The following is a 10998-nucleotide window of genomic DNA, read 5'->3' as shown; positions in this document are numbered from 1 at the left end:
CCAGGAACCCGTAGCCCGGGTGCACCGCGTCCGCGCCGGACCGGGCCGCGACGTCGAGGATCTTCGCGATGTCGAGGTAGCTGTCGGCGGCGGTCGACCCGCCGAGGGCGTACGCCTCGTCGGCGACCTTGACGTGGAGGGCGTCGAGGTCGGGCTCGGCGTAGACGGCGACGCTGTCGATGCCGGCGTCCCGGCACGCCCGGGCGATGCGGACCGCGATCTCCCCGCGGTTGGCGATGAGGACTCTGCGCACGGTCGAAACTCCTCCTGGTACGGCGTCAGCGGGGTCAGCGGGGCCCGTGCCCGGACGGGCGGGCGGGGCGGGAGAGGGGCGGGGCGGCGGCGCGCCCCGTGCCGGGGGTCCGGCCGGGGCCGGCCGCGGCTCACCCGGGGTGCAGGCTCCGGCGCCACGCCCCCGGGCCGGGGGCGAGCGGGCGGCGGACCAGGCGCGACCGGTCGGACCAGGCCGAGCGGGGCTCCGGGGCGGCCGCGGCGGCGTCGCGGGCGGCGGCCGCCGCCCGGGCGCGCGCGGTCAGCACCGCGACCAGCGCGGCGGCCTCCTCGGGCGAGGGGCGGCCGCGCACCAGCCGCAGGAACGGCGCGGGACCGGACTCCGGCGCGGGGTGGGACATCGGTGCCTCTCCTTTACCTCCCCCGCCGGCCGCGCGCGGCGCGGCCGGCGGCCCGGCGGACCGGGCCCGGGGTGTCACAGCGGGATGTTGCCGTGCTTCTTCGGCGGGAGCTGCCGCCGCTTGTCGGCCAGCGACCGCAGCCCCTTGGCGATCGCCACCCGGGTCTCCGACGGCAGGATCACCCCGTCGACGTAGCCGCGTTCGGCGGCGGCGTAGGGGTTGAGCAGGGTGTCCTCGTACTCCTGGACGAGCCGGGCGCGCTCGGCCTCCACGTCGTCGGAGGCCGCCAGCGTGCGGCGGTGCAGGATGTTCACCGCGCCCTGGGCGCCCATCACCGCGATCTGGGCGGTGGGCCAGGCCAGGTTGATGTCGGCGCCGAGGTGCTTGGAGCCCATGACGTCGTAGGCGCCGCCGAACGCCTTGCGGGTGATCACGGTGATCAGCGGGACGGTGGCCTCGGCGTAGGCGTAGATGAGCTTGGCGCCGCGCCGGATGATGCCGTTCCACTCCTGGTCGGTGCCCGGCAGGAACCCGGGGACGTCCACGAACGTCAGCACCGGGATGTTGAAGGCGTCGCAGGTGCGCACGAACCGGGCAGCCTTCTCGGCGGCGTCGATGTCCAGGCAGCCGGCCAGGCTCAGCGGCTGGTTGGCCACCACGCCCACCGGGCGGCCGTCGACCCGCCCGTAGCCCACCACGATGTTGGTGGCGAAGTGCGGGTGGACCTCCAGGAACGCGCCGTCGTCCAGGACGTGCTCCACGACGTGGTGCATGTCGTAGGGCTGGTTGGCGGAGTCGGGGACGAAGGTGTCGAGTTCCCGGTCGGTGTCGGTGACCTCCGGCTCCGGGTCGAACGGGAGCGCGGGCGGGTCGGCGAGGTTGTTGCCCGGGAGGTAGGACAGCAGCTCGCGCACGTAGTCGAGCGCGTCCTGCTCGTCGGCGCCCATGTAGTGCGCGACCCCCGAGCGGGTGTTGTGCGCCCGCGCGCCGCCGAGGTCCTCCATGGTGACGTCCTCGCCGGTGACGGTCTTGATGACGTCGGGTCCGGTGATGAACATCTGCGACGTCTGGTCGACCATCACCACGAAGTCGGTCAGCGCGGGCGAGTAGACGTGCCCGCCCGCCGCCGCGCCCATGATGAGCGAGATCTGCGGGACCACACCGGAGGCGTGCACGTTGCGCTTGAAGATCTCGGCGTAGAGGCCGAGCGCGACGACGCCCTCCTGGATGCGGGCGCCACCGCCCTCGTTGATGCCGACGACGGGGCAGCCGGTCTTCAGGGCGTGGTCGAGCACCTTGACGATCTTCTCGCCGTACACCTCGCCCAGCGAGCCGCCGAAGACGGTGACGTCCTGGCTGAACACCGCGACGGGGCGGCCGTCGACCGTGCCGTACCCGGTGACCACGCCGTCGCCGTAGGGGCGGTTGGCCGCCAGGCCGAAACCGGTCGCGCGGTGCCGGGCCAGGGCGTCGAACTCGACGAAGGACCCGGGGTCGAGCAGGGCGTCGATGCGCTCCCGGGCGGTCATCTTGCCCTTGGCGTGCTGTTTCTCGATCGCTCGCTGCGACCCGGCGTGGACGGCTTCGTACCGGCGCCGCTGCAGGTCGGCGAGCTTGCCCGCGGTCGTGTGGACGTCGATCTCCGCCGCGGGCAGCGGTTCAGGGGCTTCGGTCGCCATAACGCCTCACGATAGCCGCGCCCCCACCCCACCCCCGCAAGCGCCCCGCCCCCACCTCCCCGGAACCGCCCCCGGGCCGCCCGAACGGCCGGGTGCGGGGGGTGGCTGGTGGGTGGGGGTGGTGGGGGGAATGCAGGGGGTTGTTCACCAGTGGTTCAGACCAATCTGGGTAGGGTCGGGGGCATGACAGCGGTAAGCGCGGAACGCGACAGTGCCCGCCAGGAGATCCCCGACCGCCTGCGCGGTGACGTCCGGCTGCTGGGCGAGATGCTCGGCACCGTTCTCGCCGAGAGCGGGGGAGAGGACCTGCTGGCCGACGTCGAGCGGCTGCGGCGCGCCGTCATCGGCGCGCGCGACGGCTCGGTCTCCGGTGACGAGATCACCGCCCTGGTCGCCTCCTGGCCCCTGGAGCGGGCCAAGCAGGTGGCGCGGGCCTTCACCGTCTACTTCCACCTGGCCAACCTCGCCGAGGAGCACCAGCGCATGCGGGCGCTCCGCGAGCGCGACGACGCCGACCACCCGCCGCGCGAGTCGCTGGCGGCGGCCGTGCGGCACATCCGCGAGCACTCCGGCGAGGACCGGCTGCGCGAGGCGGTCGAGGGGATGCGGTTCCACCCCGTTCTGACCGCCCACCCCACCGAGGCCCGCCGGCGCGCGGTGTCGACGTCGATCCTGCGCATCAGCGGCCAGCTCGAACGCTTCCGCGACGCCCACCCGGGCAGCTCGGTGGAGGCCGAGGCCCGCCGCCGCCTGCTGGAGGAGATCGACCTGCTCTGGCGGACCTCCCAGCTCCGCTACACCCGGCTCGACCCGCTCGACGAGGTGCGCACCGCCCTCGCCGCGTTCGACGAGACGATCTTCCAGGTGGTCCCGGAGATCTACCGGTCCCTGGACGCCGCGATCGACCCCGAGGGCACCGGCCGCGCCCCCGCCCGCGCCGTCCCCTTCGTCCGCTACGGCAGCTGGATCGGCGGCGACCGCGACGGCAACCCCTATGTCACCCACGAGGTGACCCGCGAGGCCATCGCCATCCAGTCCGAGCACGTGCTGCGCGCGCTGGAGAACGCGTGCGGGCGCATCGGCCGCACCCTCACCGTCTACACGACGCTCACCCCGCCCGACCGCGACCTGGTGAACACGCTCGCCACCGCCGAGGCCGGGTACCCGCGCGTCATGGCCGAGATCGCCAAGCGGTCGCCCAACGAGCCGCACCGCCAGCTCCTGCTGTTCGCCACCGAGCGGCTGCGGGCCACCCGGCTGCGCGACGCCGACCTGGCCTACCCCGGCCCCGACGCGTTCCTCGCCGACCTGCGCACCGTGCAGCGCTCGCTCGCGCGGGCGGGCGCCGCCCGGCAGGCCAACGGGGAGCTGCAGCACCTCATCTGGCAGGCCGAGACGTTCGGCTTCCACCTGGCCGAGCTGGAGATCCGCCAGCACAGCGAGGTGCACGCGGCCGCGCTGCGCGAGCTGCGCGCGGGCGAGGAGCCCTCCGAGCGCACCCGCGAGGTGCTGGCCACCCTGCGCGTCGTCGCGTGGATCCAGGAGCGGTTCGGCGTCGACGCGTGCCGCCGCTACATCGTGAGCTTCACCCGCAGCGCCGAGGACGTCGCGGCCGTCTACGAACTCGCCGGGTACGCGCTACCCGAGGGGCAGGCGCCGGTCCTCGACGTCATCCCGCTGTTCGAGACGGGCGCCGACCTGGAGGCCGCGCCCCGCGTCCTGGACGGCATGCTGGAGCTGGCGCCCATGCGCCGGCGCCTGGAGGAGACCGGGCGGCGCATGGAGGTCATGCTCGGCTACAGCGACTCCGCCAAGGACGTCGGCCCCGTCAGCGCGACCCTGCGCCTCTACGACGCGCAGGCCCAGCTCGCGGAGTGGGCCGAGCGCCACGACGTCCGGCTCACCCTGTTCCACGGCCGCGGCGGGTCGCTGGGCCGCGGCGGCGGCCCGGCCAGCCGGGCGCTGCTCGCGCAGGCGCCGGGGTCGGTGGCCGGCCGGTTCAAGGTGACCGAGCAGGGCGAGGTCATCTTCGCCCGGTACGGGCAGCGGGCGATCGCCCACCGGCACATCGAGCAGGTCGGGCACGCCGTGCTCATGGCGTCCACGGAGGCCGTGCAGGACCGCGCCCGCCGGGCGTCGGCGACCCACCGGGCGCTGGCCGACCGGGTGGCCGACGCCGCGCACGGCGCCTACCGCCGGCTCATCGACACCGACGGGTTCGCCGAGTGGTTCTCCCGGGTCAGCCCGCTGGAGGAGCTGGGCGAGCTGCGGCTGGGGTCGCGCCCGTCGCGGCGCGGCGCGGCCAAGGGCCTCGGCGACCTGCGCGCGATCCCGTGGGTGTTCGCCTGGACCCAGACCCGGGTCAACCTGCCCGGCTGGTTCGGGCTGGGCACCGGGCTGGCGGCGGCCGACGACCTGGAGGCGCTGCACGCGGCCTACACCGACTGGCCCCTGTTCTCGTCGCTGCTGGACAACGCCGAGATGAGCCTGGCCAAGACGGACCGGGCCATCGCCGAGCGCTACCTGGCCCTGGGCGGGCGGCCGGAGCTGACCGCCCTCGTGCTCGACGAGTACGACCGCACCCGCGACCTCGTGCTGAAGGTGACCCGGCACGAGCGGCTGCTGGAGAACCGGCGCGTCCTGTCGCGCGCGGTCGACCTGCGCAACCCCTACGTCGACGCGCTGTCGCACCTGCAGCTGCGCGCCTTGGAGGCGCTGCGCGGCGAGGAGGCCGCGGGGCTGTCCGAGGACGACCAGCGACACCTGGAGCGGCTGCTCCTGCTGTCGGTCAACGGCGTCGCCGCGGGTCTGCAGAACACCGGCTGACGCCGCCCCGCTGACGCCGCCCCGGGGCCGGTCCGCTAGCGGGCCGGCCCCAGTGCGCAGGTGTGCGCCCCTCTGCCGGGACCTGCGGCGGATGGCCGCGCCGGCGGCGCCGGGGTGGAGGTCCCGGCGCGGGGTGTGCGTGCTGTCGGCTGATGCCGTCGCGTCGGGGGCGGTCCGCTGCGGGCCGCCGCCGGTGTCGGTGTGCGGTCTTTCGCGGGGCGTGTGGCGGGCCGGCCGTGGTGGTGCCGGGGCGGAGGCCCCCGCCGGGGGTGCGGGCCGTCGGCCGTCCGCGCGGGGCGGTTGAATGGGGGTATGGCGACCGACCCGGCCCCCCGTACCGACCGGCCCCCGCTCGACGCGGCCGCACTGGAACGCGCCCTGGTGCGCCCCGGCGGGCTGTGGCGGCGGGTCCGGGTCGTCCCCGAGGCCGGGTCCACCAACACCGACCTGGTCGGGGCGGCGCAGGGCGGCGCGCCCGGCGGCACCGTGCTCGTCACCGAGCACCAGACGGCGGGCCGGGGCCGGCTCGACCGGGCCTTCCACACCCCGCCGCGCGCCGCCCTCACCTTCTCGGTCCTGCTGCGCCCCGACGTCCCGTCCGCCCGGCTGGGCTGGCTGCCGCTGCTGATGGGCGCGGCCGCCGTCGCGGGCGTCGCCGCGGCCTCGGGCGTGCGCGCCCGCCTGAAGTGGCCCAACGACGTGCTCGCCGGCGGCGACGGGGGCGCGGAGCGCAAGCTCGCCGGCATCCTCGCCGAGGCCGCGTTCTCCGCCGAGGGGCCGGGCGTGGTCATCGGCATGGGCCTCAACGTCGACCAGGACCGGGCCGAACTGCCGGTGCCCACCGCGACCTCCCTGGCGCTGGAGGGCGGCGGCCGCGACCGCGCCGCTCTGCTGCGCGCGGTCCTCGACGCGTTCGCCGACCGGTACACCGCCTGGCACGGCGCCGGGGGCGACGCCGACGCCTGCGGACTGGCGGCGGAGTACCGGGAGCGGTGCGCCACCATCGGCCTCGGGGTGCGGGTCCACCTGCCCGGCGGGCGCCTGCTGGAGGGCACCGCCGCCGACGTGGACGCCCAGGGCCGGCTGGTGGTGCGCGGCCCCGGCGGGACCGGCGAGGCCGTGAGCGCGGGCGACGTCGTGCACGTCCGGCGCGCCGACGGGGCCTACTGACGCCCGTTCCGTGAGGGGCCGGCGCCGGCCGCCTCCTTCGGCCCGAGGAGGGCGAAGGCCCGGTCCAGGAGCGCGAGGCGGTCGGCGGTGCCGCCCGAACGCAGCCATTCCCGCGTGGCCGTGTCGAGCGCGGCGGTCGCGGCGTTGACGAGCAGGTCGGCGGTGAAGGCGTCGAGACCGCCGTCGGACCGGTCGCGCAGGGCCTCGCTCACCGCGCCGCGCCAGTGTTCGCGCTTCTCGTGCACGCGGGCGCGCAGGGACGGCGTCGACTCGATCAGGCGCAGGCTCGCCACCGCCTGCTCCGAGGCGTGGATCCGCTGCTGCCAGTCGCGCAGCACCTGGTGCAGGGACCGCCACGGGGTCTCGTCGACGGGCCGCTCGCGCAGGGCGTGGACGACGTGCTCGCCGGTGACGTCGACGCCGGCGAAGGCGGCGTCCTCCTTCGTCGGGAAGTAGCGGAAGAAGCTGCGCTTGGTCAGCCCGGCGGCGCGGGCGATCTGGTCGACGGTCGTGTCGTCGAAGCCCTGGGCGGCGAACAGGCCGAGCGCCACCTCGGCGATCTCGGCGCGCACCGCCCGCCGGGTGCGGTCCCGCAGTCCCTCGGTCATGCACCGGAGTCTACTACTCGACACTAGGTGACATGTTCTGCATTTGGTGTCATAGTCGTGCCGACCCACGATCGAGGAGGCGACAGCGATGACCCTGCGCGGCACGACCGTCCTGGTGACCGGAGGCACCGGCGGCATCGGCAAGGAGACCGCACGCGGACTGGCCCGGCTCGGCGCCCGCGTGGTGCTCGTCGGCCGCGACCCCGGCCGCGCCGAGGCGGCGGCGGCGGAACTCCGGCGCGACAGCGGCAACGACGGCATCGCCGTCCACACGGCCGACCTCACCCGCAGGCGCGATCTGCACCGGCTCGCCGAGGAGGTGCTCGAACGGCACGACCGGCTCGACGTGCTCGTCAACAACGTCGGGGTGGCCAGGGAGCGGCGCGAGCTGACCGAGGACGGCGTCGAGACCACCTTCGCCGCCAACGTCATCGCCCCCTACCTGCTGACCCGGCTGCTCCTGCCGGCGCTGACCAGCACCGGTGCGGGGCGGATCGTCAACATCACCGGCGGCGTCCCCAAGGGCCGGATCGACCTCGACAACCTCCAAGGGGAGCGGGACTTCGTCGGCCTGTCGCACTACAACCAGACCAAGCTGGCGCTGATGGCCATGAGCTACACGTTCGCCGAACGCCTGGAGGGGAAGGGCGCGACCCTCAATGTGGCCTACCCCGGCCACGCGTACACCTCGATGAACCGGGGCCTGACGACCGGCGCCTACCCCGCCGCCGCGCGCCCCATCGTGCCGCTGCTCCGGGCCGCCATGCCCGTCCTCTACGGACGGCGGGCCGTGGTCAAGGCGTCGCGATCGAGCATCCACCTCGCCGCCGACCCGCGCGTCGGCGGCGTCAACCGGACCTACTTCACCACGCGGAGCCGCCCCGCCCCCTGGCCCGACGCGGTCCTCGACCGGCGCAACCGCGACGCCGTCTGGGCGCTGTGCGAACGGCTCGCCGGCTGACGCCCCCCGCGCCGCCACCTGGGCGGTTCTTCCCGCCGTCCGCGCCGATGGCGCCCTGAAGGTCGGCGGGCGGACGCCCGTCGACGCCGCTTCGGGGCCGGCGGGCGTCCGCCGAAGGGCGGCCGGCGGCCGGAGCGCCCCGGACGGGCGGGCGCGGGCGGCGGCAGCGGGCGTGTCGCCGTGCCGCCGGGGGACGGGCGCGCCGCGTCGGCGGGGCGCGGAGGCCCGTGCCCGGCGGGTGGAGCGACGCGCCCGTCGATGTCCACCGATGTCCGCCAGAACGACGTCAACGACCCTAAAGATTACTTTCCGCGCACAAGCAGATCCATAGGGTTATGGCCGCCCGACCGGGTCAGTCGAGGGGATGGCACCGCGCCGCGACACCGCCTCAGGGCGGGCCAGGGGTGCGTGCCGCACGCCGCGGCCGGGCAGAGCGCCCGGCCGTCCCAGGAAGGGGATATCGCAGATGAACCGCACGTCTCTTCGCCGCCTCGCCTTCGTCGCCATCACCGCTCCGGCCCTGGTCGTCGGGGGTGCGTCCCTCGCCATGGCCGACAGCGTGTACAAGAACGAGTCCGACGTGGCGGGCCCGCACGGCGCCGCCTCGTACGACGTCTTCGCCGCCGCCGTGGACGGCCACGGCCACGGCCACGGCCACGGCGACAAGGGCAAGGGCAAGGGTGGCCACGGCCACGGCCACGGTGGCGGTGTGATCTACATCGAGTCCGCCGACGCCGCCGGCCCGCACGGTGCCGCTTCCGAGGACATCGTCAGCGTCGCCGACTAAGGCACCCGGCGACGCGGTCATGGGCGGCGACCGAGCCGCCCATGACGCAGCGCGCTCGCGCACGAGGGCGGCCGCCGGCGACGGCGGCCGCCCTCCCGCACCGCAGCCCGGCGCCGCCACCGGCCCGGGCCGCCGCACCACCGCCGCGGGACCGCCCGCGCCGCACGTCCGCTCCGGCACCGACCGGGGCGCTCACGGAAACGAGGTCGCAGATGACCACCACCGCCCGACGCCTCGCGCTTCTCGCCTGCGCGGTCCCCGCGCTCGTCTTCGCCGCCCCGGCCGCCGCCGCGGCCGACTCCGCCTTCCTCCAGCAGGACACCTCGGCCACCCGCAAGGGCGCCACGATGACGTTCGTGCGGGCCGTGGCCGCCGACGACGGCTCGGTGTCCTACATCCGCGTCACCTACACCGCCGGCCCGAAGGGCGCCGCCGTCACCTCCACCGCCAGCGCCGCCCGCTGAGCACCCGGCCCCGGCCCGACCGGGGCCGCCCGCGCCTCCGCGTCGACCAGGGAGCACACCATCATGACCGGTCACACCACCTCCCGCGCCGTCCTCACCGGGGCGCTCGTCGCGGCGGCCCTCGGGGCGGCCGCCGCACCCGCCGCCGCAGGGCTCGACCCGGCCGACGGGCGGCCCGGCCCGCCCACGCCCGGCGAGTACCCGGACGCCCCGCCGCGCGACCCGCTGCGGCCGCCCGGCCCGCCGGGGGCCGGGCCCCGCGGCGGCTCCGCCGAGGACCCCCGGGGTCCCGAGGCGCCCGCCGAGCCCGAGGAGGACGACGGCGAGCACGCCTTCGACGTGTGGGTCCCCGGCGGCGGCGCCACCTGCGTCCTCACCGAACCCGACCTGACGGCGCTGCACCTGCTGTTCACCTCGCACCTGCTGTTCCCGGCCGACCGGGCCCACGCCGACACGGCCGACGGGCCGGTCCTTCCGCCCCGGCTCACCTGCACGCGCAGCGGCGATGCCGCCGAGGACCGCGCACCCGGTGACGCGCACCCGGCCGAGCAGGACACGCCCCGCTGACACCCGCCCGCCGCCGCCCGACGGGCCGCCCGCGCGCCGGGCCGCACCCGGCACCGACCGGGGCGGCGCCGGCCTCCCTCCCGCCGCGCCCGCCGCGGCCCTGTGCGAGGATGCCGAACGGGGACCGGACGCGCCCCGTGGTGGAACCCGTCGGCACCGTGCGGGGATAACCCCACGCCACCGGGCATTCTTGACGCGCACGGCCCTCAGGTACTAAACCGACAGTGACACGCAGGTGACCGCGTCATCCACCCGGACGGTGCCGCACCCCTTCCGCCGCACCGGCCTCGAACACGAGAGAACACATGTCGTCGCGTCCCGACCCCAAGGAGATCGAAGCCGTCCTGCTCGGCGGTGAGGCGCGCTACACCCGCGACGAGGCCGTGCGCCTGGCGGGGGCGGCCCCGGAGTTCTCCGACCGCGTCTGGCGGGCGCTCGGCTTCGCCGCGCGCGGCGAAGCCGCCGTGGCCTTCACCGACAGCGACGTCGAGGCGCTGCGCGTCACCTCCGAGCTGCTGAAGAACGGCGTCGTCGACGAGGAGGCCGCCATCCGGCTGGCGCGCGCCATGGGCCAGACCATGGCCCGCCTCGCCGAGTGGCAGACCAGCATCCTCACCACGCTGTCCTACGCCCCCGAGAAGGGCGGCGCCGACCCCGGCACCGGCCTCGTCGGGCTCGCCAAGGACCTGCTGCCCGAGGTCGAGAGCCTCCTCGTGCACATCTGGCGGCGCCAGCTCGCCGCCTCCGCCGCCCGCCGCATCGCGTTCATGGAGAGCAGCGACGACGCCGCCCCCACCTACTTCCCGCTGGCGGTCGGGTTCGCCGACCTCGTCTCCTTCACCACGCTCAGCCGCGAACTCGACGAGGTCGAGCTGGCCGAGGTGGTCGAGGGGTTCGAGTCCACGGCCACCGACATCGTCGCCTCCGGCGGCGGCCGGGTCGTCAAGACGCTGGGCGACGAGATTCTCTACGTCGCCAACACCGCCCGCCAGGCCGCCGAGATCGCCCTCCAGCTCGCCGACGGCGTCAAGACCCACGTCGAGGTCCCCGACGTCCGGGTCGGGCTGGCCTACGGGCCGGTCCTCGCGCTGCTGGGCGACGTCTTCGGCACCACCGTCAACCGGTCGAGCCGGCTCACCTCCTTCGCCCGGCCCGGCACCATCCTGATCGACGACGCGCTCGCCGAACTGCTGCGCGGCGAGGAGGCGCTCCAGGTGGTGGCGGTGCGCCCGCGGCACGCCCACGGGCTCGGCCAGCTCCAGCCCTACGCGCTGCGCCGCAGCTTCGAGCCCGCCGGGGGCTGA

General features: G+C 75.7%; 11 protein-coding genes. 7 read left to right on the top strand and 4 right to left on the bottom strand.

All coding sequences use genetic code 11. The features are described from left to right. The 3 genes from NT8_RS12020 to NT8_RS12010 all read right to left on the bottom strand — a co-directional run. Positions 1-253 (bottom strand): biotin carboxylase N-terminal domain-containing protein (locus tag NT8_RS12020; protein ID WP_281203423.1); only part of this gene is annotated, 253 nt, incomplete at its 3' end. 130 nt (positions 254-383) lie between these two features. Then, complete coding sequence (locus tag NT8_RS12015; protein WP_067967825.1) at positions 384-632, bottom strand: acyl-CoA carboxylase subunit epsilon; 249 nt, start codon at positions 630-632, stop codon at positions 384-386. 74 nt (positions 633-706) lie between these two features. Further along, positions 707-2311 carry an acyl-CoA carboxylase subunit beta gene (locus NT8_RS12010; RefSeq protein ID WP_067967823.1) on the bottom strand — a complete coding sequence of 535 codons (1605 nt, stop codon included), beginning with the start codon at positions 2309-2311 and terminating at the stop codon, positions 707-709. Between the two features lie 183 nt (positions 2312-2494). On the opposite strand from NT8_RS12010, the gene NT8_RS12005 reads away from it, so the two are divergent. Together NT8_RS12005 and NT8_RS12000 are read left to right on the top strand one after the other, a co-directional pair. Beyond that, on the top strand, positions 2495-5137 hold the full coding sequence (locus NT8_RS12005; RefSeq protein ID WP_174549559.1) for a phosphoenolpyruvate carboxylase: 2643 nt from the start codon (positions 2495-2497) through the stop codon (positions 5135-5137). A gap of 312 nt (positions 5138-5449) precedes the next feature. After that, complete coding sequence (locus NT8_RS12000; protein WP_067967821.1) at positions 5450-6307, top strand: biotin--[acetyl-CoA-carboxylase] ligase; 858 nt, start codon at positions 5450-5452, stop codon at positions 6305-6307. Here NT8_RS12000 and NT8_RS11995 read toward each other — a convergent pair. Beyond that, on the bottom strand, positions 6301-6915 hold the full coding sequence (locus NT8_RS11995) for a TetR family transcriptional regulator (RefSeq protein ID WP_217999156.1): 615 nt from the start codon (positions 6913-6915) through the stop codon (positions 6301-6303). The genes NT8_RS12000 and NT8_RS11995 overlap by 7 nt on opposite strands. An 88-nt stretch (positions 6916-7003) precedes the next feature. Between NT8_RS11995 and NT8_RS11990 the strand changes: the two genes are divergently transcribed. From NT8_RS11990 to NT8_RS11970, 5 genes are all read left to right on the top strand, one after another. Continuing rightward, a complete protein-coding gene (locus NT8_RS11990; RefSeq protein ID WP_245646134.1) occupies positions 7004-7876 on the top strand; it encodes an SDR family NAD(P)-dependent oxidoreductase in 873 nt (290 codons plus the stop codon). A gap of 466 nt (positions 7877-8342) precedes the next feature. Continuing rightward, positions 8343-8663, top strand: a complete 321-nt coding sequence (locus tag NT8_RS11985; protein ID WP_067967818.1) for a hypothetical protein — start codon at positions 8343-8345, stop codon at positions 8661-8663. A 212-nt stretch (positions 8664-8875) separates the two neighbouring features. Then, the gene (locus NT8_RS11980) at positions 8876-9127 is read left to right on the top strand and encodes a hypothetical protein (RefSeq protein ID WP_067967815.1); all 252 of its coding nucleotides are present in this window, start codon (positions 8876-8878) and stop codon (positions 9125-9127) included. Positions 9128-9190: 63 nt separating this feature from the next. After that, positions 9191-9694 carry a hypothetical protein gene (locus tag NT8_RS11975; protein ID WP_067967808.1) on the top strand — a complete coding sequence of 168 codons (504 nt, stop codon included), beginning with the start codon at positions 9191-9193 and terminating at the stop codon, positions 9692-9694. Between the two features lie 305 nt (positions 9695-9999). Beyond that, positions 10000-10998 carry an adenylate/guanylate cyclase domain-containing protein gene (locus NT8_RS11970; protein WP_067967804.1) on the top strand — a complete coding sequence of 333 codons (999 nt, stop codon included), beginning with the start codon at positions 10000-10002 and terminating at the stop codon, positions 10996-10998.

It is taken from the genome of Nocardiopsis trehalosi NBRC 14201 (assembly GCF_001552555.1).
In the GTDB taxonomy this organism is placed as follows: domain Bacteria; phylum Actinomycetota; class Actinomycetes; order Streptosporangiales; family Streptosporangiaceae; genus Nocardiopsis_B; species Nocardiopsis_B trehalosi.
The sequence above is the reverse complement of the archived record's forward strand: the minus strand, read 5'-3'. Positions and strand labels throughout refer to the sequence as shown.

Coding starts and splice junctions, on each gene's coding strand:
- NT8_RS11995 (WP_217999156.1), bottom strand. CDS start 6,915: ATGACCGAGGGACTGCGGGACCGCACCCGGCGGGCGGTGCGCGCCGAG.
- NT8_RS11990 (WP_245646134.1), top strand. CDS start 7,004: ATGACCCTGCGCGGCACGACCGTCCTGGTGACCGGAGGCACCGGCGGC.
- NT8_RS12015 (WP_067967825.1), bottom strand. CDS start 632: ATGTCCCACCCCGCGCCGGAGTCCGGTCCCGCGCCGTTCCTGCGGCTG.
- NT8_RS11970 (WP_067967804.1), top strand. CDS start 10,000: ATGTCGTCGCGTCCCGACCCCAAGGAGATCGAAGCCGTCCTGCTCGGC.
- NT8_RS11980 (WP_067967815.1), top strand. CDS start 8,876: ATGACCACCACCGCCCGACGCCTCGCGCTTCTCGCCTGCGCGGTCCCC.
- NT8_RS12005 (WP_174549559.1), top strand. CDS start 2,495: ATGACAGCGGTAAGCGCGGAACGCGACAGTGCCCGCCAGGAGATCCCC.
- NT8_RS11975 (WP_067967808.1), top strand. CDS start 9,191: ATGACCGGTCACACCACCTCCCGCGCCGTCCTCACCGGGGCGCTCGTC.
- NT8_RS12010 (WP_067967823.1), bottom strand. CDS start 2,311: ATGGCGACCGAAGCCCCTGAACCGCTGCCCGCGGCGGAGATCGACGTC.
- NT8_RS12000 (WP_067967821.1), top strand. CDS start 5,450: ATGGCGACCGACCCGGCCCCCCGTACCGACCGGCCCCCGCTCGACGCG.
- NT8_RS11985 (WP_067967818.1), top strand. CDS start 8,343: ATGAACCGCACGTCTCTTCGCCGCCTCGCCTTCGTCGCCATCACCGCT.